Below are 22,257 nucleotides of genomic sequence, written 5' to 3'. Positions count from 1 at the left end.
GCGCTCGGTGGGGTGGAGGGCAACCATGCGCGGCGCTCGGTGGGGTGGAGGGCAACCATGCGCGGCGCTCGGTGGGGATGACCAGCACCTCCGACCTCACCGACGCTACGGGCGCCAGGCGCTCCCTCGGGTCAGGAGCAGCCGGTGAACTCCCACAGCGAGGCGTGGCCGCCCTCGTCGACGAGGGTCCACGCCTCCTCGGCCCGCTCGGTGGCCGGGGTGTCGACCCGGCCGAGCGGGTCGGCGCCGCTGCCGAACCCGCCGTCCGGGTCGAGGTTGCGCAGCCCCGGCGAGGTCTCCTCCCACTTGGCGTTGGCGGGGTCCTCAAAGGTGAGGGAGTCGGCATACACGTGGGTGACCCCGATCGTGCGCACCGCCTCGCAGACCTCGGGGTCGACGGCCCACCGGTCGAAGCGGTCGAGGAGGATGTCGCGCTCGGGGCTGTCCGGGATCGGGCTGAGCTGGGGGAAGACGACGTCGACCCCGGCCCGGTGCAGCAGGTAGGGCGAGCCGGCGACCGGCTCGCCGAGCACGACGGCGTCCTCGGGCAGGGTCTGCGCGGCCCGGTCGATCATCGCGACCTCCTCCGGCTCCAGGATCGTCCCCCAGGCGATCGGGCTCGCGGTGTAGGTCGAGGCCATGACCTGCACCTGGCTCGTCCAGCGCAACCCCGAGGTCAGCACGACGAGCGCCACGACCAGCCCGGCGGCGACCCACTCGACGCGGACCCGCAGCACCCGCGACAGGCGACCGGCCAGCCAGCCCCCGGCCCCGGCCGCCAGCAGGACCGCCGGGACGAGCACGAGCTGGTTGATGCGGGAGGCCTGGGTGTACCAGAACCCGGACAGCACCCGCAGCGGCTGCTCGGGCGGGCCCGCGGCGAGCAGGGTGAGCACGACCGCGGCGACCAGCGAGACCACGAGCCACCGGGCGTGCCGCCAGCGCAGCGCCAGGCCGATCCCCAGCCAGACGAGCAGCGTGGTCACGAGGTTGACCGAGGTGATCGTGTAGACGTAGATGAGCGGGTGGTCGATGGCCAGCGAGGCGAGGCCCGGCAGGTAGGACTCCTGCCCGCCGCGGCGGTAGTCCATGATCGCCAGCACCGGCGGGAAGGTTAGCAAGAAGACGGCCGCGCCGCCCACGAGCACCACCCAGGCGACACCCGCGGTCACCGCACCGGCCCGCCGCCCCAGCCGGAACTGCCGGCGCAACTGGCGCAGGAGCAGCACGGTGAGCAGCGGCAGCGCGAGCAGCGCCAGGCTGAAGAGCCCCGACGGGTGCGCGAGGACGACGCCGACCACGGCCCAGGCCAGCCCGATCCCCAGCGCCAGGTGCATCCGCCAGGACAGCACCCCGCGGAAGGTCGCGACCAGCAGCGCGATCGTGCCGGGCAGGCACGCGGTGGACAGGGCGAACGGCCACACCGCCAGCATCGACACGGCGACGGCGGGGAAGGTGACGAAGGTCGCCGCCAGGACCGGCACGAGGATCGTCGGCAGCGCGCGCGCCGGCCACACGACCCGGGCCAGGGCCACGAGCCCGGCGATCCAGACGACCGACCCGAGGACCAGCGAGCTGGAGTTGGCCGCCTCGGTGACCCCCTCGAACCCGGGAGCGACGGCGACCAGGGAGTGCCAGACGGCGGGGTAGAAGGGGGCGGCGTTGTCGGCGTACATCGGGGCCAGCCCGCCCAGCGAGCTGGCGTCGCCCGTCTCGCGGACGAACCAGAGCGCGTTGAGGTGGAAGACCGCGTCCCAGGCCTGGGGCGGCTGGTCGGCCCGCCCCATCCCGGTCATCATGGCCGCCGCGAGGACGCCACCACCGAGCAGCCAGGTGAGCGCGAGCCAGCCGCGTTCGGTATGCCGCAGCGCCCGCTCCCCCGCGACGGTCACCCCGGACGGGTGCCGGGTCGTGCCCAGGACGGTCCCGAGGAGCACGGCCACCACGACCGCGACCAGGGCGCCGAGCGCGAAGGTCAGCAGGGTCCACGGCAGCCCGACGAGGGCGTAGCCGATCGCGAGCACCCCGGCCAGCCCCGTGGTCACCGCCGGACCCGCGCCGAGCGCGAGCAGACCGCGCGCACCGAGGCCGCGGAGCACGGCATATCCCGGCAGCACCCACAGGACCGCCAGCAGGAGGATGCACGGGACGACCTCCCCCCAGCCCACTCCGCCGGTCATGACGCGGGCTGCTCCCCTCCGCCGATGGTGAGGCGGGGGACGCCGGTGAAGCGGTCGGGGTCGGTGACGCGGCGGCCGTCCAGCAGCAGGCGGAGCCCAGGCAGGTCGGTGGCGCCGAGCCGGGCGTACTCGGGGTGGTCGGCCTGCACGATGGCGACGTCGACGGGGTCGCCCGGCTCTCCCGCGGCCCAGGAGTAGGGGGTCCAGCCGTAGGCGGCGAGCTCCTCGTCGGTATACATCGGGTCGTGCACGAGCACCTGCGCGCCGCGGGAGCGCAGCGCCTCGACGGTCGCGAAGACGCCGGAGAAGGCGGTCTCCTTGACCTTGCCCCGGTAGGACGCGCCGAGCACGAGGACCCGCAGGCCCTCCAGCGAGCCCAGGAGCGTCTCGGCCCGGGAGACGGCGTAGTCCGGCATCGCGGCGTTGGCCTCGCGGGCCGCCCGGACCACGGTCGCGTCGGCGTCGGTGGACAGGTAGAGCCGCGGGTAGACCGGGATGCAGTGGCCACCGACCGCGATGCCGGGCTGGTGCAGGTGGCTGTAGGGCTGGGAGTTGCACGCCTCGATGACCTGGTGCACGTCGATGCCGACGGTGTCGGCGAACCGGGCGAACTGGTTGGCCAGCCCGATGTTGACGTCCCGGTAGGTCGTCTCGGCGAGCTTGGCCATCTCGGCCGCCTCCGCGCTGCCCAGGTCCCACACCCCGTTGGGACGGGCCAGATCGGACCGCTCGTCGAAGGTGAGGACGGACTGGTAGAAGGCGGTGCCGCGCGCCGCGCCGGCCTCGGTGAGGCCGCCGACGAGCTTGGGGTAGCGGCGCAGGTCGGCGAAGACCCGCCCGGTGAGCACCCGCTCGGGGGAGAACACCAGGTGGAAACCGTCCTCGTCACCCTCGGTCAGGCCGGAGAGCTCCTCGATCATCGGCTTCCACCGCCCGCGGGTGGTCCCGACCGGCAGGGTCGTCTCGTAGGACACCAGCGTGCCCGGGGTCAGGTGCACCGCCAGGCTCGCGGTCGCGGCGTCCATCCAGGCGAAGTCCGGGACGCCGGTCTGCTCGTCGACGAACAGCGGCACCACCACGACGACGGCGTCAGCGCCCGGTATGGCGTGCGCGTAGTCCGCGGTCGCGCGCAGCCGCCCGGCCGGCACGAGCTCGGCGAGCTGGTCCGCCAGGTGCGCCTCCCCGGGGAACGGCTCGCGCCCGGCGTTGACCGCCTCGACCGTCGCCGCGTTGACGTCCACCCCGACCACCTCGTGCGCCGGGTCCGCGTCCGCGAACTGCACCGCCAGGGGCAGCCCGATCTTGCCCATCGCGACGACCGCGATCCTCATCCGTGCCTCTTCCGTCGGGGTGGGGACGTGCGCGATCAGGATACGTGGGGGCCGGGCCTCCCCGGGGCGACCGCCTGCCCGAGCGCGGCACCGGGGTCGTGGTCCATCATCGGTCCATGGCCGACTCCACCTTCAGCCTGACCGCCCCGGACGGCACCGCGGTGCACGTGAGCCGATGGACGCCGAAGGGCCCGCCCCGGGCCGCCGTCCTCGTCGCGCACGGCATGGTCGAGCACGCCGCGCGCTACGACCACCTCGCCCGCCTCCTCACCGAGCACGGGTATGCCGTCTACGCCCCCGACCACCGGGGGCACGGGCATACCGTCACCGACGGCCTGCTCGGCCACCTGGGTGACGAGGGCGGCTTCGCGGCCGTCGTCGACGACCTGCACGCGCTCGGCGAGCAGATCGAGCGGGACCTGCCGGGGGTGCCGCTGGTGCTGCTGGGGCACAGCATGGGCTCCTTCCTCGCGCGGGCCTACGCCGCGCGCTACGGCGACCACCTCGCCGCCCTGGTGCTCTCCGGGACCGCCGGTCCGCCCGGCCTGACCGCCTGGCTGGGGCTGCAGGTGGCCTCGCTGGAGGCGCGGCTGCGTGGTCCCCGCGCCCCTAGCCACCTCATGACGACGCTGACGATGGGCCCCTACAACGCCCGCTTCCGGCCGACCCGCACCCGCTCGGACTGGCTCACGCGCGACACCGCCCAGGTCGACGCCTACGAGGCCGACGAGCTCTCCGGGGCGGTCGCCTCGGCCGGCTTCTACCGCGACCTGCTCACCGGTCTGCGGTGGGTGAGCCAGCACCCGGTCGCCGCGCAGATGCCGAAGGACCTGCCCGTGCACCTGGTCGCCGGCGAGGTCGACCCCGTCGGCGGCGCGGTCGGGACCGAGGAGGTCGCCGCGATGTTCCGCGACGTCGGGATGCGGGACGTCAGCGTCCGGATCTGGCCCGGCGCCCGGCACGAGGTCTTCAACGAGACCAACCGCGACGAGGTCGAGGCCGCCCTCGTCGCCTGGCTGGACGCCCGCTTCCCCGCAGCGGACGGGCCGTAGGGCCGGTCGGGCGCCGGCCGAGCAGGAGAACCAGCGGCCGCGACCTCCCCGGGCCGCACCCCCGGCGAGGCCCACCGTGCGCACTCATGGCCCCGAGAGGGCCACCACCGCACACAGCCATCCCCCCAACAGCCGCAACCTCCCCAGGCCCCACCCCCGCGGGGCCCACCGTGTCCACTCATGGCCCCCAGAGGGCCACCACCGCACACAGCCGTATCACCAACAGCCGCGACCTCCCCAGGCCGCACCCCGTCCAGGCCCACCGTGCGCACTCATGGCCCCCAGAGGGCCACCACCGCGCACAGTCCCATCCCGCACGGCGTGGGCTCGTCGTCCGGGCTGTGGTGCCGTGCGCGACGGACGCGCGGTCGAACCACACGGGCCCCGCGGGGAATCAGCGTCGGCGCAGCGGCTGGGACGCCCACAGCGAGGCGGACATCAGCCGCAGCGGCGCCTCGGGGTCGAGCGCGTGCCGCCAGTCACCGGGCAGCAGCGTGCGCGGGGCGCCGTGGCGTCGCCGGCTGCGGGCGAGCCCGAGCAGCCGGGACACCGGCACCTGCGGGTCGAGCGCGGCGGCGAGCAGGTCGTGGTCGGCGAGGCTCAGCGGGTCGGCGCACCCGGGGGCGGCGTCGAGGACGCGCCGGGTCACCCGGGCCAGCTCGTCCCGCTCCCGCAGGGTCCACCAGGCCGGGTCCGGTCGGGTGAGGATGGCGCCGAAGACCTGGATCCGCAGAACCTTGGTGCCGACCGCGCGGCGCTGCGCCACCGTGAGCCGCGTCATCCAGGGCAGGTCCCACAGGACGTCCGCGGTGAGCAGCTGGTCGCGCAGCGGCCGGGGGTCGGAGGTGATCCGGTCAGGGGCGTCGTCGTGCACGAGGTAGGCCGGTGCCCGGGTCGCGAGGAGGACCTCGGAGGCGGCATACAACGCGGTCATCATCGGCAGGTCCTCCCCGACCCGGGCACCGGGGTGCAGCCGCGCCCCCGGCAGGCGCAGCGCGCCGCGGGAGATGAGCCCGAGCGGCGCCGAGCGGTAGCTCAGCCGGTCGCGCACCAGGTCGACCCGGCCCCGACCACGGACCGGCCGCACCGGCGGGGTGGGCAGGGGTCTGCCGGCCACGCGCACCGGCGGCAGCACGACCACCGGCTCCTCCGGGTCGTGCTCCGCCGCCGCCTCCAGCCACCCGGGCAGCGCACCCGGCGCGAGCGCGTCGTCCGAGCCCATGATCGACACCCAGGGCGCGCTGGCCGCCTCGATCCCGGCGTTGAACGGCCCGCTCGGGCTCGGTATGCCGTCGCTCACCTCAAGCACCCGGACCCGTGGGTCCTCCCTCAGGTCGGAGGGCAGCAGGTCGGCGGTCTCGACGGTGGTGAGGTTGTGTGCCACCACGCTGACCCGCACCGGCAGGTCGGCCGAGCCGTCCAGGACCGAGCGCACCGCGCGGGCGACCTGGCGGCGCGTCGAGTGCACGGCGACCACCACGTCGACGACGGGCGCCGGGCCGTCCGCACGCCGGTGCCCCGCTACCGCTCGGTCACCCACACCCCGGCCGACCGTCCGCGCGCCGGCCCCTCCAGGGAGCACCTCGGCGTAGACGCGTTCGACGCGGTCGGCATACGCCTGTCGGCCGAACCTCTCGACGACCGGCGCCGCCACGTCCTCCGCGGCGAGCCCGGCGCTCGCGGCCCAGACCGTCTCGACGGCGTCCGCCCAGTCCGACGTCGGGGCGCCGGGGGGCACGAGCTCCCCGCTCGGCGGGGCGAGGAACTCCCGCGGCCCGCTCACGTCGCCGACGACGACCGGTCGCCCGGCGGCCAGGGCCTCGGCCGCGGCGAGGCAGAACGTCTCGGCCCGGGTCGGCAGCAGGAACACGTCGCCCTCCCCCACCACCTGCTGAACCTGTCCCGGCGGTAGCGCTCCCGGGAGCTCGAGCGGTGTGTCGTGGGCCTGCGCCTCGCGCTCGACCTCGTCCCGCAGGACGCCTTCCCCGACCCAGGTGAGCTGCGCGTTGATCCCCCGCGCGCGCAGCTCGGCGGTCGCACGCACGGCGGTGACCGGGTCCTTGCGCGGGATGAGCCCGCCGACGGCGACGAGCCGCAGCGAGTCCCGGTCGCGCAGGCCGGCGGCCGGCTCCCGACGCGGCCGCAGCACCGACGGGGCGGTGACGATGTTGGGCACGACCCGCACCGGACCCCGGCGCAGCCGCCGCACCTCACGGGCAAGGTCGGGGCCGACGACCGCCACCACGTCCGGGCGGGCCAGCAGCGGGCGCACCGCGTGGCGTGCCAGCCGCAGCGGCGCAGAGAGGGTCTGCGGCGCCCCCAGCCCCGACCAGTGCTCGGTGTGCACCCAGGGCCGGTCGGGCCGCCGCGCCGCGAACGGCAGCAGCGCCGAGACCGCCATGGTGTGGACGAGGTCGGCGCCCTGCTCCAGGTCGGCGATACGGCGCGCCGCGCGGGCCACGTGGTCGGGCCGCCGCGGGTCCATCACGAACTGCTCGACGGGTATGCCGTCCGCCGGCCCCGCGGCCCCCGCACCGCCACCTGCCCCCGGGGCCGGGTCGGCCAGGTCGGCCAGATCGGCTGGGTCGGCCAGGTGGGGAGCGACGAGGTGCAGCACGACGACCTCGCAACGGTCGGCGATGGCGGCGACGTCGCGCGCGACGAAGACCCCCGTCGACGGGGACGCCGCGGTCGGGAACCACGTGGTCACGACCAGGACGCGCATACCCGCACGCTATCCCGCGGGGCGACCACCGCTCCGCCGCGCCTGCCACCGACCGCCACGAGCGCCTTCCTCCACCCCCGGAGGACCGCTGGCTAGAGTCGGACGGGTGAAGATCCTCTCCGTCGTCGGGGCCCGCCCGCAGTTCGTCAAGCTCGCGCCCATCGCGAGCGAGTGCGCCGCCCGCGGGGTCGAGCACGTCATCGTGCACACCGGCCAGCACTACGACGCGATGCTCTCCGACGTCTTCTTCAGCGACCTCGGCATCCCGGACCCGGACGTCCACCTGGGCGCCGGCTCAGGCACCCACGGGGTGCAGACCGGGTCGATCCTCGCCGCGATGGACGCCGTGCTGGCAGAGCAGCGCCCCGACTGGGTGCTCGTCTACGGCGACACCAACTCCACGCTGGCCGGTGCGCTGTCGGCCGTGAAGCTGCACGTGCCCGTCGCCCACCTGGAGGCCGGGCTGCGCTCGTTCAACCGGCGCATGCCCGAGGAGCACAACCGCGTGCTCACCGACCATGCCGCCGACCTGCTGCTCGCCCCGACCCAGGTCGCCCGGGACCACCTGGCCACCGAGGGGCTCGGCGCCCGCACGGTGGTCGTGGGCGACGTCATGATCGACGTCCTGCACCGGGTGCGCGACGAGCTGGTGGACGCCGACGAGGTCCTCGAGGAGCTCGGTATGCCGTCCGGCGGCTTCTCCCTCGCCACCATCCACCGCGCGGAGAACACCGACGACCCCGCCCGGCTGGCCGCGGTCGTCGCCGCCCTGCAGGAGGTGGACCACCCGGTGGTGCTGCTCGCCCACCCGCGGCTGCGCGCCAGGGCGACCGAGCACGGCCTGGACCTGGACGGTGGTGCGCTGACCACCCGGGAGCCCCTGGCATACCCCCGGCTGGTGGGCGCGGTCAGCCGCGCACGCGGCGTCATCACCGACTCCGGCGGCCTGCAGAAGGAGGCCTTCGCGCTGCGAACCCCGTGCACCACGGTCCGCACGGAGACCGAGTGGGTCGAGACGGTCGAGCTGGGCTGGAACGTCCTCGTCGAACCAGGCCCGGCCGTCGCACAGGCGGCGTCTCGTCCGGCACCCGAGCCGACCGACGCCGCACCGTACGGCGACGGTCACGCGGCCGCCGCGGTGCTGCAGGCGCTCCTCGACCGCTGACCACCTGAGCGGGCCTCAGTCGCACCACCCGGACTGGCGGTTGGTCGGGATGGTCGGCGCGCCCCCGGCCGGGACGTCGTAGAAGGTGGCATAGAGGACCGTCGGCACGTCCCCGTCGTTCCAGGCCGTGTGGATGATGTCGCCCGGGTCCACGAGCGCCTCCTGCGGGCCGTATTCGCGTTCCCTGCAGTCGGTGCTCTGCTGGTAGACCAGGTCGCCCTCCGCCACCGAGATGATGACCGGTCCGGGGTGGTAGTGCCACGGGAACCCGGCACCGGGCGCCAGCTCGACACGGGCGACGACGATGTGGCCCGGGTCGCGCAGGTTGAGCACCCGGGTGGGCCCTTCGTCCAGCTTGCGACGGATCTGCACCGCGATGTCGTCCGGGAAGTCCGCGTGTCTGGCCAGCACGGTGACCGTCGGCCCGGGTCGAGCCGTGGCACCGCCCGTGGCGGGGGTCGTGCTGCCGCCCGCGGCAGCACCGGTGGACGCGAGCAGGCCGCAGCCCACGGCGACCGCCGTGACGGCAGCCAGCGTCATGCGTCGCGAGGTAGTCGAGATCATGGTCGTTCCTCTGTCCTGCGGGGTGGTGTTGTGACCTCCACCACGATGCCGCGGCCGGGTCGGCGGCGACATACGACGTTCCTCGTATGCCCGCTCACCCGTGGCGGGCCTGCGCCGGGGCTGGCACAGTGGAGGGTGAGCGACGGTAGGAGGACGTCATGTCGGCCCCGGTCTCCCGGAGGGTGCGGACGCTCGACGAGCTGTGGCAGCTGAGGGAGGTGCTGCAGCAGGACGGACCCGGCGACGGGCTGCCGCTGCCGCTCCTGGAGGGGATACGTCGCCTGCTGCACTGTGACGTCGTGGCGTTCAACGACCTCGACAGCGCACGCCGTCGCCACCACTTCCTCCAGGGGGTGGACCACGACGGCGGCGGCGGCCTCGTGGCCCCCGACCCGGACGACCCGGCGGAGCTGGGCTTCTGGGAGCACTACTGGGGGCACAGCTGCTCGCTGCCGGAGCGCACCGCGGACCTGTCGGGGGTGCACCTCACCTCCGACACGTATACCCGGCGACAGTGGCACGAGACCCCCCTCTACCGGGAGGAGGAGGGCGACCCGGTCGAGTTCGAGATGATGACGGTCTGGGGCCGCGGGTCTGTCCACCGCACCCTGCGCCTGCTGTGCATCCGGCTCGACGGACCGGACTTCGACGAGGACGACCGGTTCCTGCTCGAGCTGCTCCGTCCCCACCTCCTCCTCGCCTTCCACCGGGCCGAGGCGGCCCGCCACCGGCAGGCCGGGAACGGCGTGGTGGCCCTGACGCCCCGCCAGCGCGCCGTACTCGAGCTGGCGGCCCAGGGGCTGACCAACCACGCCATCGGCCGCGCCCTCGGCATCTCCGAGGGGACCGTCCGCACCCACCTCATGCACATCTACGCCACCCTGGGGGTCTCCTCGCGGGCCGCCGCCGTCGCGCAGCTGGTGGCCAGCTCCCAGGGCCTGGGCCCCCTGGACTGAACGCCCCCAGCGCCCCTCAGCCACCCACCCGGGCCGCCAGCGTGTCGACGGCGCGCTGCCAGCCGCGCACCTGCTGCTTCGCGGACAGCGCGCCGGCCGCCGCGTGGGCGGCCGCCTTGTAGCCGGCCACCCGCTCGGCGTCCAGACCGTCCAGGGTGTCCGCCAGCGCCTGCGCGGTGAAGTCCGGGCTCACCACCCCCAGCCCGTTCCGCCGCACCAGCGCGGCCATCTCCGGACTCGGCCCGACGACCAGCGCCAGCCGCCCCTGCACGAAGTCGAAGACCTTGTTGGGCAGCGCCCACAGGTGGTTGAAGGACACCGGTGGCAGCACGTAGACCCCCACGTCGTGCGCGTTGAGCGTCGCCGGCAGCTCGTGCGGCGCGACCGGTGGGTGGATCCGCACCCGGTCGGACGCGGCATACCGTTCCCGCAGCTGCGCGAGGTAGGCCTCGTCGTTCGGCATGAGGTAGAGGTCGAGGGTCATCGGCCCGCGGACGAGCTCCATCGCCTCGAGGATGACGTCGAGCCGGTGCCGCTGCGCGTTGCCCGAGTGGACCAGGCGCAGCGGCTCGCCGACCGGCCCGGGCTCGAGGTCGACGAACTGCGGGGCGTTGACGACGACGCCGGCGCGCAGCCCGAAGCGCAGGCGGTACTCCCGGGCGATCCCCTCGCCGACGGTGGTGACCGAGTCCGCCAGCGGGCCGTAGCGACGCACCAGGAAGCGGTAGTAGGGCGCGACGAAGGCCCGCCAGCGCCACGACTCCTCGTTCTGGCGCGGGTGGTACTCGTGCAGGTCGGCGTGCACGCCGCCGGTCGGCGCCAGGTCCAGCGCCAGCGGCAGGGTGTCGATGTCGTCGGCGAGGACGACGACGAAGCGCGGCTGCCCAGCGAGCAGCGCGGCCGCGGCCCGGGTCACCGGGGCCCGCCGGTATGCCGTCTCGAACCGCCGCTGCACGAGCAGCCGGCGGTCCTTGTGCCAGGAGACGACGTCGTCGGGCAGGCGCAGGTGCTCGACGACCCCGTCGGGAGCCTCGCCGTAGCCGAGGGTGGTGACCGCGTAGCGCCCGGAGAACAGTGAGATCTGCCGCAGCACGCGGGCGTCGGAGCGCAGCGTGCTCCACGCCATGATGAGCAGCCGGGGACGGGGGTCGCGCACCTCAGCCACCGTCCGCGACCCAGCCACCGATGGCCTCCACCCACCGACGGGACTGACGGGCGTCCGAGAGCTCCGCGGCGGCGGCGTGGGAGGCCTGCTTCCAGGCGGCCACGTCCGAGCCGACCGCGGCGAGCACCGCGCCGCGCACCGCGGCGGTGTCGAAGCCCTCCGCCACCACGCCCAGACGGTGCTCACGCACCAGGTCGGCCATGTCGGGCGTGGGACCGACGATGACGCCGAGCCGGGCCTGGACGAAGTCGAAGACCTTGTTGGGCAGGGCGTTGGCGTAGTTGAAGTTCACCGGCGGCAGGACGAAGATGCCGACGTCGTAGCCGTTCAGCGTCCGCATGAGCTGGTCGTAGGGGACGGGGTCGTGCACCCGGACCACGCCCCCGGACTCCTCTGCCGACCTGCGGAGCTCGGCCAGGTAGGGCGGGTCGTTCAGGGTGAGGTAGAGGTCGAGGGTCACGTCCGCACCGGAGCGTGCGGCGGCCAGGACTCCCTCGACCATGACGTGGATCGCCCGGCTGCGCAGCCCCGCACCGGTGTGCACCAGTCGCAGCGGTGCACCCACGGGGCCAGGAGCGAGCACGGCATACGGCGTGGCGTTGGTGACGACCTCGACCCGCACCCCGAAGCGCCGGGTGTACTCCTGCGCGATGCGGTCGCTGACCGTCGTCACCGAGCGCGCCCTCGGCAGCTGGGTGCGGCAGATCCACTCCTGGTAGGGGCCGATGCGCGCCTTCCACCCCGGGTACTCCTCGCGCCACAGCGGCCAGTACTCGTGGAGGTCGGCCTGCACGCCGAGCCGCGGCCGCAACGCGTGCGCCAGCGGCAGGGTGTCGGTGTCGTTCGCCACGACGACGTCGGCCGACCCCGGCGTGATCCGTCGACGCACCCAGCGCGTCGCCGACTGCGCCCAGTAGGCGGCGCGGTAGGCGCGGGCGGTGATGAGCCGGCCGTCCAGCGCGTTGGTCGTCCCGGCGGGCACCTCGACGTGCGCCCGGACCCCGTCCGGCGCCGGGCCGTAGCCGCAGGTCACGACCTCGGCACCCGCCGCCACGAGGTGCCGGACCTGCTTGAGCACCCTGGCGTCGCCGGTGAGCGGGCTGAAGGCCAGCACCAGCACCCGGAGACCGTCGAGCGGGCGCCCGGTCGTGGCCCCGACGAGCGGCCGCGCGTCGGGCCGGGTGGTCGACGGCCCGCCCCTGCCGGGACGACCGAGGGACGGGAGCGCCGTGGCCAGGGCGGCGGCGGCGTGCGCCCGCACGGTGGACTCCCGGTCGAGGTTGGCGAGCGGGTCGGAGGTCAGGAGGATGTCCAGGCGGCCGGCCTTCCCCCGCCGCTCGGCAGCACCCGCCAGGTCGTCGACGTCGCGGGCCGCCGCGATGTCGCGCACCAGCGTCTCGTCGGCCCGGTGCAGCGCCCGCCCCACGCCGGGGGCGAGGCCGAGGCAGCGGCGGACCAGGCCCTGCACGGTGGCCGCCTCACCCGGCTCCCACAACACCGGAGAGGTGCGGCGGCGGACGGCACCCAGGACGTGGATGCGCAGGATCTTGACCGCCAGCGCCCGGCGCACGTCCTCGGGGAGCGCAGCCACCCAGGGCTCGTCGAGCAGGTGGGCGAGCGCCGTCAGCTCGGTGGTGATCGGCCGCACCGCCTCGGTGATCCGGTCGGTCCCGGTGGTGCCGATAACGTAGGCGGGCAGGTCGGACGCGTAGTCGACCCGCAGCCCTGAGGTGCTGAGCCGCAGCGAGAGCAGGACGTCGCCCCCGGTGCGCATGCCCGGGGTGAGCGGACCGGTCCCGTCACCGGGCAGCAGCCCGAGACCGTTGAGCGCATCCCGGCGCAGGAGCCCGAGCGGCGCGGTGCGGTAGGCCAGCCGGTCCCGCACGAAGTCGAGCTCGGTGGTGCGTCCCGGCCGGACGCGCGGCGTCGCGACGTGCTCACCGTCCTGGGTCTCCAACCGGGCCATGAGCCAGTCTGACCCCAGCCGGTCGGCACGAGAGACCCAGCTGCCGAGCGCCCCGTCGGCGAACCAGTCGTCACTCCCGACGATGCACACGTACTGTCCGGTGGCGGCGGCGATACCTGCGTTGAAGGGGCCGGACGGGCTGCCCAGCCCGTCCCGGACCTCGAGAAAGCGGGTGTGGGCCCCGACCGTGTCGGCGACGTCCTCCTCGAGGCGCCCGGCCACGGCACGACGGACCGCCTCGGCGTCGAGCTCGTGGCACATGACGCTGACCCGCACCCGGTGCCCGCCCGGGACGACGCCGGTCAGGTCCGCCCCCCGCAGCGCCGACGCGACGGCCCGCTCGACGGGTCGCGAGAGGTCGTGCACGGCCACCACCACGTCAACGTCCACGCCCGGCAACCCGCCGGTGACGGCGCTCACGCCAGCCCCGACAGCCGCGCCTGGGTCGCGAACTCCGGGTGCGCCGCGACGACCTCGTCGAAGCTCCCGCGCGCCACGATCGTGCCGTCCTTCATGAAGCACACCTGGTCGCTGTGCCGGACCGTCGAGAGCCGGTGCGCGACCGCCACCACGGTCACCTGGCCGTGCAGGTCGCGGATGGCCCGGGCCACGGCGTCCTCGGTCGCGGTGTCCAGCGCCGAGGTCGCCTCGTCGAGGACGAGGACGAGGGGGTCGGCATACAGGGCGCGGGCGATGCCCAGGCGCTGGCGCTGCCCGCCGGAGAGCGCCAGCCCGCGCTCGGCCACCCGGGTCCCCAGGCCCCCTCGCTCGGTCACCAGCTCGAGCAGCTGGGCCCGCTCCAGGGCCCGGGTCACGGCGGCCTCGTCGATGTCGTCACCCCAGGTCAGCGCGACGTTCTGGGCGATGGTGCCGTCGAAGAGGTTGACCTCCTGCGGCACGTAGCCCACCCGGGAGCGCCACGCGCCGAGCACGTCCGGCAGCGGCCGGTCGTCCACCCGGATCTCGCCGGAGGACGGGGTGAGCAGGCCCAGCAGCACGTCGACGAGCGTCGACTTGCCCGCCCCGGAGGCGCCCACCACCGCGACCGAGGAGCCGAGCGGCACGTCGAGGTCGACCCCGCGCAGGGCCGGCTCGGCCGACCCGGGGTAGGAGAAGGACACCTCGCGCAGCGCCAGCAGCCGCGGGTGCTCCGGCAGCGGCTCGCGGCCCAGCTGCTCCGCCGCGTCGACGTAGCCCTGGGCGTCCCGGATGTCGGTGATGACCGCCTCCGCGTGCGGCAGCGTCGACGCCGTCTGGGTGATGATCGACTGGAAGCGGTTGACGCTCGGGATCATCCGCATCCCGGCCACCGCGAAGAGCGCGATCGCCTCGAAGGCCTGCTGCGCCCCGCCGAGCAGGTAGGCCACGCCCCCGACGATGGCGAAGCCCAGCACGAGCCCGGTGTCGGTGACGAACTTGGGCACGGTGTTGAGGAACATCAGGTGCGAGCGGGCCCGCGTCGCGTGCACCCGGTTGGCGTGCACCTCGTCGGCGACCTCCTGGGCCTTGCCGCGCAGCGTCACCTCCTTGAGCGCGCCCATCATCTCCGTCATCAGCCCGGCCACGACGAAGGAGTAGTCGCGGCCCACCCGACCGGCGACGACCGCGCGGGGAGAGATCACGACATACATGAGGACGGCCAGCCCACCGAGGTAGGCGAAGGTGACCACCGCGGTGACCGGCTGCGCCACGAGCAGCACCACGAGCACCGCGGCGAAGGTCGCGAGCTCGGCCGGCAGCGAGGCGGCGGGCAGCAGCAGCCCGGTCGTGGTGTTGGCGATGCCGACGTCGGCGAGGCGGACCAGCTGGGAGGTGTTGCGCTTGAGGCGCTCGGTCCACGGCGCGCGGATGTAGGCGCCGAAGAGGCGGTCGCCGATCACGAGGTCGTAGGCCGCGAGCCGCTTGGCCACCGCCCACTGCAGGGCGACCGTCGCCAGCCCCTTGACGACGACGAGCGCGCAGATGGCCCCGAGGAGCCAGGCGTAGCGGTCCGGGGCGACGGCGCCCAGGACCGGGAGCTGCACCGGGTTGCCCTGGATCATCGGGGCGAGGGTGAAGGCGAGCAGCGACAGCGCGAGGATGTCGACGACGGCGAGGACGCTGGAGGCCACGGCATACCCGATGAGGAACCACCGGGTGCTCGGTGGCAGGAGGGGCAGGAGGCGCCGCAGCGCCCGCAGCAGGCGGATCACGCGGGCGGCCTCCTCATACGCCCCATCGTAGGCTGCGGGCGTGGCCTCCCCCGTCAACCGCCTGCGCCGCCTCGCCTGGCGCGGCCTGGCGCTGCTGCCCGCGCCGGTGCGCGAGGTCACGACCCTGCCGGTGCGGCGGCGCGCGGACGTCGAGCTGCGGGCGCTCGCGCCGATGCCGACGGCCGACCGGCGCCTCTACCTCGGGCCGTGGAACACCGCCGGGCAGGCGTATGCCTGGGCGCGCGCCGCCGAGCGCCACCTGCCGGGGGTGGCGGCGCAGAACCTCGTGGCCCACCGCGCGGCGACCGCAGGGTCCTTCCGCTACCCCGCCGACCACGAGATGTCCGCGCTCGCCCAGCGCGGGCACGTCCGCGAGATCCACGGGGCGCGGGTACTGCGCGAGGCCACGCACGTGGTCCTCGAGTCCGGCCGTCCGGTGCTCGGCGACCTGCACGCCGGGTCGATGCTGGCGGACGTGCCGACGCTGGAGGCCGCCGGGATCCGGCACGCGGTGCTCTACCACGGCAGCGAGATCCGGGACCTGCGGGGGCACGCGGAGGCCTACGCGCACAGCCCGTTCCACGGCCCCTGGGACGACTACCTCCGCACGCTGCAGGCCGTCGTCGACCGCAACCGGCGCGAGCTCGCGGACTACGCCGGCCCGGTGCTCGTCTCGACCCCGGACCTGCTCGACGTCCTGCCCGGGGCGACGTGGCTGCCGCTGGTCGTCGAGGTCGAGCGGTTCGCGGAGGCGGCCGGGGCGCCGGTGCTGGCCAGGCCGCGCCCGGTGGTGCTGCACGCGCCGTCCAACCCGCGGCTCAAGGGCACCGACGCGGTGGAACGAGTGCTGGAGGGTATGCAGTCCGCCGGGCTCGTGGAGTATCGCCGCCTCACCGGGGTGCCGCACGCGCAGATGGCGGCGTTCGTGGGCGACGCGGACGTCGTCGTCGACCAGGTCGTGCTCGGCAACCCCGGGGTCCTGCTGGCCGAGACCCTCGCCGCCGGACGACTGGCGGTGGCGCACCTGGCGCCGGGGGTGCGAGACCGCATGGCGCAGGCCGACCGGGAGCACGGCGGCGACGGGGTCGTGCCCGTGCTCGACGCCGACCCCGACACCCTCGAGGAGGTGCTCCGGAGGGTGCTGGAGGATCGCGGACGGCATACCGGGCTGGCGGCGCGGGGTCCCGCCTGGGCGCGCCGGCACCACGACGGCGCCCACGCCGCCGAGGTCCTCGACCGCGTGCTGCTCTCGACCTGACGCCGCCGACCGGGGAATCCTCGCCCCGGCAGCACTTCCACGGTCACCCGGCGGCTCGACCACCCTGACTGCGGAATCCTCGCCCCGGCAGCACTTTCACGGTCACTCCCCCGCGCGGGCCCGCCGCCAGAGCTGCACCATCTCCTCGACGTCGAGCCGCCCCACGACCGGCGGTGAGGTCGGGCCGACGTGCGGGCGCCGGCGGTCGGCCAGGACCCGCTCGTTGAAGTCCTCCACCCGGGCCCGCACGGCCGCCTCGTCGGGCAGGGCGAGCAGGGCCTGGGGGTAGGTGGCCTTCTCCCGGCGCAGCTGCATAACCCCGGGCATCGCGCCGGAGAGGTCGAGCTGCTCGCGGCGGACGAGGTCCTTGACCCACCAGTCGGGCTCGGCGCGGGTGTCGACGTCCCGCAACGGCTTGCCGGCCCCCGGCAGGTTGTCGAAGGCCCCCTGGCGCTGTGCCTGCTCGATGGTCTGGTCCACCCAGGAGTGCACGGCGCGTGCGGTGGTCGCGGCGGAGGGACGGCGTCGCGGTCCGTCGCCGGGTGCCCCCCGGCCGCGTTCCTCGTGCTCCGCGAGCTGCTCACGCAGCTCCTCCTCCGCCTGCGGTGCGCCCGGCCGCTCCCCCGGCCGTCCCCATCTGCTCATCGGCCCACTCCTTCCTGCGGTCCGCCCGCGGGGCTCCGCGCGGGCGAGAACACCCTCAGCGTCTCACGTCGGTGCTCGGCCCGATACTCATCAACGCGACCGACCGAGCACCCTCAGCACCACGGCCGCCGCGCCGTCGCCGGTGGCCGCCAGGCTGCGGTGCTCCCGCACCCACGCCACGCGGCGCGCCCGCTCCGGCTCGTCCGGCCCGGCCCGCAGCGCCTGGACCATCGCCTCCGCCACCGCCACGGCGTCGTGCTCGACGGCCGCGCCCAGCCGGTGCTCCCGGACGTCCGCCGCGGCCGGCCCGGGCCCGGCGAAGACCACCGGTGTCCCGCAGGCGAGGGCGGCGACGACCTTGGTGGGATAGGCGAAGTCGTATCCCACGCCCGGACGCACGCTCACCAGGGCGGCGGCCGCGCCGCGCAACCAGGCCGCCGCCTCGGCCGCCGGCACCAGGGGCCGCAGCTCGAGCGCTCCCTCGGGCAGCTCGCCCGCGATGCGCCGCAGCTCGGGCCACGAGGAGCCCTGCCCGAGGAAGACCAGCCGCGCCCCGGGCACCTCCCACACGACTTGCCGCATGGCCTCGGCGAAGACCTCGGCGCCCTGCCACTCCGAGGCGGTCCCGGCATACACGAAGTATGCCGTGCCCGGCGCCTCCTGCGCCGGCTCGCCGTCGGGGGTGAAGACGTCGGTGTCGATCCCGTTGGGCACGACGGTGACCGGGGTGTCCTCCCTGGCCAGCGCACGGACCCGCTCGGCCACCCCGTCGCTGACCGCGACGACCCCGCGCGCACCGCGCAGCGCGAACCGCTCGAGGGTGCGCATCAGGGCCGTCACGACGGCGGGCGCGCCCATCGAGGCCGTGGCGTCCGACCAGACGTCCGCGGCGTAGTAGACGTAGGGGATGCGCGCGCCGAGGACCGACCGGACCGCGAGCGCGACCCTGGTCACGGCCCCGGTGGTCGGCGGCGGCTCCACCACGACGACGTCGGGCCGCGGTCCGCTGAGCAGGCGCGCGGCCAGCGGCAGGTCGAAGGAGAGGTAGGGCAGGTAGCCCCGGACGTATCCGCTCGCGTCCCGCAGTACCGGCCACCGGCGCACGTCCACCTGGGTGTCGCCCGTCGCCGCAGGCGCTCCGGTCGGCGCCTCCCGCCCGTCCCCCTCCATCTCGACCGAGCGCCGCACATGGTTGCCCTCCATCTCGACCGAGCGCCGCACATGGTTGCCCTCCACCTCCACCGAGCGCCGCACATGGTTGCCCTGCGCCCCACCGAGCGTCGCGAATGGTTGCCGAAGGGCGGGCGGAGGGGTGGTCGTGAGCACCCGCACCGAGGTTCGCTGAGCGAGGGAACGCACGAGGGCACCGAGCCGGAAGGTCGCGGCCGCCGCCTCGGGCGCGTAGATGCGGGTTGCGAGAACCACGAGCGACGCCCGGTCACTCATACGACAACCATTCGCAGCGCCCGGTGGGGGACTGAGCAACCATTGGCGACGCCCGGTGGGGGACTGAGCAACCATCTGCGGCGCCCGGTGGGTCACAGGGCCCGGGTGCGCCCGGTGGCGGCGGAGTCGAGGATGGCCTCGACGACCTCGAGGGTGTGCACGCCCTGGGCCATGGACACGACGTCGGCCTCCCGGCCCCACAGCGCGTCGCGGAAGTTCTCCTGCTCCACGCGCAGCGGTTCCCGGCGGGCGATGGCGTACCGGATGGAGTCGCCCTCGGAGACCCCGCGGAAGGTCGCCGCCCGCTCCCACTCGCTGCGCACGTCACCGTTGGCGACGAACGTCAGGTCACCCTGCAGAGTGTCCGCGACGAACGCGCCCAGCTCCCCCGTCGCGACCGTCTCGCGCACCTTGAGCGGGCTCAGCCAGTTGACCGTGTGCGAGACGATCGTCCCGTCGCGCAACCGCCCGGTCGCCACCACCATGTCCTCGTGCTCACGGCCCGAGCGGTGCGTCACCTGCCCGGAGACGCTCGCGTACTCCGAGCGCGCGATCCAGGCCGTGAGGTCGATGTCGTGCGTCGCGAGGTCCTTGACCACCCCCACGTCCGCGATCCGCGCGGGGAACGGCCCCTGCCGCGAGGTCGTGATCTGGTAGAGCTCGCCCAGCTCCCCTGCCGCGATCCGCCGCCGCATCTCCAGCAGCGCCGGGTTGCACCGCTCCACGTACCCCACCGCGCCGACCAGACCCGCCGACTCGAACGCCTGCGCCACCCGCCGCCCCGACTCCGCCGTCGCCGCGATCGGCTTCTCCACCATCGTGTGCACCCCGGCCTGCGCCAAGGCCAGCGCGACCTCCTCGTGCAGGTACGTCGGCACCGCCACCATCGCCGCGTCGATCCCGGCATCGATCAGCCCCCGCACGTCCGGCAGCACGGACAACGCCCCCGCCACCCCGTGCTTGTCCCCCACCGGGTCGGCGACCGCCACCAGCTCCATCCCCTCCACCTCGCGGATCACCCGCGCGTGGTGACGCCCCATCGAGCCCAGCCCGATCAGGCCCATCCGGATCGGCCGGCCCTCCTCCAGCACGCGCCCGCTCACGCGCCCGCCCCCACCACGGCCTCCACCGCCGCCGCGACCCGCTCCAGGTCGCCCGGCGTCAACGAGGGGTGCACCGGCAGGCTGATGACCTCGGCCGCCGCCCGCGCCGTCTCCGGCAGCTCCCACGGCGGCGCGAACCGCGACAACGACACCAGCTCGTGGTTGGGCGTCGGGTAGTACACCCCGCACCCCACCCCGTGCTCCTCCCGCAGCGCGGCCACCACCTCGTCCCGCTGGGCGCCGCTCGCCCCGTCGATGCGCACCGTGTACTGGTGGTACACGTGCGTGCACCCCTCGCGCACCACCGGCACCACCACCCCGGCCACCCCGGCCAGGTGCTCGTCCAACCACGCGGCGTTCGCCTGCCGCGCCTGCGTCCACGCCCCCACCTTCGTCAGCTGCACCCGCCCGATCGCCGCGTGGATGTCGGTCATCCGGTTGTTCAACCCGATCACCTCGTTGGCGTACTGCTTCTCCATCCCCTGGTTGCGCAGCAACCGCACCCCCCGCGCGATCTCCTCGTCCGCGCACGACACCATCCCGCCCTCACCGGAGGTCATGTTCTTCGTCGGGTACAGGCTGAACATCCCGAACGACCCGAAGCTGCCCACCGGCGAGCCCCGGTACGTCGCCCCGTGCGCCTGCGCCGCGTCCTCGAACAGCTGCACCCCCGCCTCCGCGGTCACCGCCCGCAACCCCTCCACGTCCGCCGGGTGACCGTACAGGTGCACCGGCATCACCGCCGCCGTCCGGTCGCTCAACGCCGAGCGCACCGACTCCGGGTCCAACGTGAACGTGTCCGGGCTGATGTCCGCGAACACCGGCCGCGCCCCCGTCAACGCCACCGCGTTCGCCGTCGCCGCGAAGGTGAACGAGGGCACCACCACCTCATCCCCCTCCCCGATCCCGCACGCCAACAGCCCCAGGTGCAGACCCGAGGTCCCCGAGTTCACCGCCACGCACGTCCGCCCGCCCACCAGCTGGGCACCGAACTCCCCCTCGAACGCCGCCACCTCCGGACCCTGCGCCACCATCCCCGAGCGCAACACCCGGTCCACCGCCACCCGCTCGTCCTCCCCGATGAGCGGCTTGGCCGCGGGGATCATCGGCTGCTCGGTCATGACTGTCCTCCGTCGGGCTCGGCGCGGCGCAGTCCGCCGTCGCTCTCTCGGTATGTCTCGCTCGTCTGCGGGCAGCGCCACTCACCCGGGACGCCGGTCGGCTCCAGCGGGCGGCCGGCGTGCCCGACCCAGCCGACCTGGCGGGCAGGGACCCCGACGACGAGGGCGTGGTCCGGGACGTCCTTGGTGACGACGGCCCCGGCGGCCACGGTGGCCCACGCACCGACGCGCACCGGCGCGACGCACACGGCGCGGGCCCCGATGGAGGCTCCCTCGCCGATGGTGACCCCCACCTGCTGCCAGTCGTCGGCCGCCTTGAGGGACCCGTCGGGGTTGACCGCCCGGGGGAAGGTGTCGTTGGTGAGCACGGCCGCGGGACCGACGAAGACGCCGCGGCCGAGCTCGGCGGGCTCGTAGACCAGGGCGTAGTTCTGCACCTTGCAGTGGTCGCCCATCCGCACCCCGGTGCCGACGTAGGCGCCGCGACCGATGACGCAGCCGGCACCCAGCACGGCGTCCTCGCGCACCTGCGCGAGGTGCCAGACCGAGGTGCCCTCGCCGATGCTCGCGCTCGGCGCGACGTCGGCACTGTCGACGATGCGTGTCGTCACGGGACTCCCATCAGGGGTGGTGGGGGACAATGCACCCATGACTCTAACGCCCGTGCAGGAGGACGCCTGGCTGGTGATCCCCCTCTACCAGGAGGGCCGGGTCGTCGAGGACGTCCTGCGCGAGGCGCGGGCGGTCTTCCCGCACGTCGTCTGCGTCGACGACGCCTCGCGGGACGACTCCGCGGACCGGGCGCGGGCGGCCGGGGCGGTCGTCGTGCAGCACCCGTTCAACCTGGGACAGGGGGCGGCGCTGCAGACCGGGATGCGCTACGTGCTCGAGGCGACGGAGGCGGCATACCTCGTCACCTTCGACGCCGACGGCCAGCACCGGCCCCAGGACGCCGCGGAGATGGTGCAGCGGGCGCGGGACGAGCACCTCGCGATCGTCTTCGGCTCCCGCTTCCTCGACCGCCGCACCCGGCCCGGGCTGCTGAAGAAGCTCGTGCTCAAGGCGGCCGTCTGGTTGACCAACCAGCAGACCGGGATGAAGCTCACCGACGCGCACAACGGCCTGCGGGTCCTCCGGCGCGACGCGGCGGTCCGCCTGGACCTGCGGCAGAACCGCATGGCGCACGCGACCGAGATCGTCCTGCAGCTGGGCCGCACCGGGCTGCCCTGGGCCGAGCACCCGGTGCACGTGCTCTACACCGACTACAGCCGGGCCAAGGGACAGTCCCTCATGAACTCGGTCAACATCCTCGTCGACACCATCCTCAAGTAGGTCCGGTGTCGATGCCTGAGGCGATGATGACGACCACGACCGAACGGAGGCGCTGA

General features: G+C 74.5%; 17 protein-coding genes. 5 read left to right on the top strand and 12 right to left on the bottom strand.

The window, feature by feature from the left end; all coding sequences use genetic code 11:
* Window positions 1-131 precede the first annotated feature (131 nt).
* Both Q0795_RS15890 and Q0795_RS15885 read right to left on the bottom strand, forming a co-directional pair.
* The gene (locus tag Q0795_RS15890; protein ID WP_298891303.1) at window positions 132-2,180 is read right to left on the bottom strand and encodes a DUF6541 family protein; all 2,049 of its coding nucleotides are present in this window, start codon (window positions 2,178-2,180) and stop codon (window positions 132-134) included.
* Window positions 2,177-3,511, bottom strand: coding sequence for a nucleotide sugar dehydrogenase (locus tag Q0795_RS15885; protein ID WP_298891301.1), 1,335 nt, complete (start codon window positions 3,509-3,511; stop codon window positions 2,177-2,179). The genes Q0795_RS15890 and Q0795_RS15885 overlap by 4 nt, the downstream gene beginning before the upstream one ends.
* 116 nt (window positions 3,512-3,627) lie before the next feature.
* Here Q0795_RS15885 and Q0795_RS15880 point away from each other — a divergent pair, with 116 nt between their 5' ends.
* Window positions 3,628-4,563 (top strand): alpha/beta hydrolase, encoded by a 936-nt coding sequence (locus Q0795_RS15880; protein ID WP_298891300.1) that lies wholly within the window; start codon window positions 3,628-3,630, stop codon window positions 4,561-4,563.
* Window positions 4,564-4,957: 394 nt separating this feature from the next.
* Here the strand turns inward: Q0795_RS15880 and Q0795_RS15875 are convergent, their stop codons facing one another.
* Entirely contained in the window at window positions 4,958-7,288 is a 2,331-nt protein-coding gene (locus Q0795_RS15875; protein WP_298891298.1) for a glycosyltransferase, read from the bottom strand.
* Window positions 7,289-7,394: 106 nt separating this feature from the next.
* Between Q0795_RS15875 and wecB the strand changes: the two genes are divergently transcribed.
* The gene (gene wecB, locus Q0795_RS15870; RefSeq protein ID WP_298891296.1) at window positions 7,395-8,453 is read left to right on the top strand and encodes a non-hydrolyzing UDP-N-acetylglucosamine 2-epimerase; all 1,059 of its coding nucleotides are present in this window, start codon (window positions 7,395-7,397) and stop codon (window positions 8,451-8,453) included.
* 15 nt (window positions 8,454-8,468) lie between these two features.
* Here the strand turns inward: wecB and Q0795_RS15865 are convergent, their stop codons facing one another.
* Entirely contained in the window at window positions 8,469-9,017 is a 549-nt protein-coding gene (locus tag Q0795_RS15865; RefSeq protein WP_298891294.1) for a cupin domain-containing protein, read from the bottom strand.
* Window positions 9,018-9,175: 158 nt separating this feature from the next.
* Here Q0795_RS15865 and Q0795_RS15860 point away from each other — a divergent pair, with 158 nt between their 5' ends.
* Complete coding sequence (locus Q0795_RS15860; RefSeq protein ID WP_298891291.1) at window positions 9,176-9,973, top strand: LuxR family transcriptional regulator; 798 nt, start codon at window positions 9,176-9,178, stop codon at window positions 9,971-9,973.
* A 16-nt stretch (window positions 9,974-9,989) separates the two neighbouring features.
* On the opposite strand, the gene Q0795_RS15855 is transcribed toward Q0795_RS15860, so the two are convergent.
* Genes Q0795_RS15855 through Q0795_RS15845 form a run of 3 tightly spaced genes read right to left on the bottom strand, consistent with a single transcriptional unit; the run spans window position 9,990 to window position 15,296 of the window.
* Window positions 9,990-11,129: a glycosyltransferase gene (locus Q0795_RS15855; RefSeq protein ID WP_298891289.1), complete on the bottom strand. Its 1,140-nt coding sequence runs from the start codon at window positions 11,127-11,129 to the stop codon at window positions 9,990-9,992.
* A 1-nt stretch (window position 11,130) separates the two neighbouring features.
* Window positions 11,131-13,524 carry a glycosyltransferase gene (locus Q0795_RS15850; protein WP_298891287.1) on the bottom strand — a complete coding sequence of 798 codons (2,394 nt, stop codon included), beginning with the start codon at window positions 13,522-13,524 and terminating at the stop codon, window positions 11,131-11,133.
* The gene (locus Q0795_RS15845) at window positions 13,521-15,296 is read right to left on the bottom strand and encodes an ABC transporter ATP-binding protein (protein WP_298891286.1); all 1,776 of its coding nucleotides are present in this window, start codon (window positions 15,294-15,296) and stop codon (window positions 13,521-13,523) included. Before Q0795_RS15845 ends, Q0795_RS15850 begins: the two co-directional genes overlap by 4 nt.
* A gap of 40 nt (window positions 15,297-15,336) precedes the next feature.
* Here Q0795_RS15845 and Q0795_RS15840 point away from each other — a divergent pair, with 40 nt between their 5' ends.
* Window positions 15,337-16,554, top strand: a complete 1,218-nt coding sequence (locus Q0795_RS15840; protein WP_298891285.1) for a hypothetical protein — start codon at window positions 15,337-15,339, stop codon at window positions 16,552-16,554.
* A gap of 102 nt (window positions 16,555-16,656) precedes the next feature.
* Here Q0795_RS15840 and Q0795_RS15835 read toward each other — a convergent pair whose 3' ends face one another.
* The 5 genes from Q0795_RS15835 to Q0795_RS15815 all read right to left on the bottom strand — a co-directional run bounded on the left by Q0795_RS15835 (window position 16,657) and on the right by Q0795_RS15815 (window position 21,519).
* The gene (locus Q0795_RS15835; protein WP_298891284.1) at window positions 16,657-17,199 is read right to left on the bottom strand and encodes a DUF1992 domain-containing protein; all 543 of its coding nucleotides are present in this window, start codon (window positions 17,197-17,199) and stop codon (window positions 16,657-16,659) included.
* A 90-nt stretch (window positions 17,200-17,289) separates the two neighbouring features.
* Window positions 17,290-18,645 carry a glycosyltransferase gene (locus Q0795_RS15830; protein WP_298891282.1) on the bottom strand — a complete coding sequence of 452 codons (1,356 nt, stop codon included), beginning with the start codon at window positions 18,643-18,645 and terminating at the stop codon, window positions 17,290-17,292.
* Between the two features lie 92 nt (window positions 18,646-18,737).
* A complete protein-coding gene (locus tag Q0795_RS15825; RefSeq protein WP_298891307.1) occupies window positions 18,738-19,709 on the bottom strand; it encodes a Gfo/Idh/MocA family oxidoreductase in 972 nt (323 codons plus the stop codon).
* Window positions 19,710-19,744: 35 nt separating this feature from the next.
* Window positions 19,745-20,869: a DegT/DnrJ/EryC1/StrS aminotransferase family protein gene (locus Q0795_RS15820; protein ID WP_298891280.1), complete on the bottom strand. Its 1,125-nt coding sequence runs from the start codon at window positions 20,867-20,869 to the stop codon at window positions 19,745-19,747.
* The gene (locus tag Q0795_RS15815; RefSeq protein WP_298891277.1) at window positions 20,866-21,519 is read right to left on the bottom strand and encodes an acyltransferase; all 654 of its coding nucleotides are present in this window, start codon (window positions 21,517-21,519) and stop codon (window positions 20,866-20,868) included. The genes Q0795_RS15820 and Q0795_RS15815 overlap by 4 nt, the downstream gene beginning before the upstream one ends.
* Here Q0795_RS15815 and Q0795_RS15810 point away from each other — a divergent pair.
* Complete coding sequence (locus tag Q0795_RS15810) at window positions 21,518-22,201, top strand: glycosyltransferase family 2 protein (protein WP_298891275.1); 684 nt, start codon at window positions 21,518-21,520, stop codon at window positions 22,199-22,201. The genes Q0795_RS15815 and Q0795_RS15810 overlap by 2 nt on opposite strands.
* Window positions 22,202-22,257: the final 56 nt, after the last annotated feature.

The organism is uncultured Serinicoccus sp., from assembly GCF_947487915.1.
Classification (GTDB): Bacteria; Actinomycetota; Actinomycetes; order Actinomycetales; family Dermatophilaceae; genus Ornithinicoccus.
Note: the sequence above shows the minus strand (reverse complement) of the source record. Positions and strands in the feature narration are given on the sequence as shown.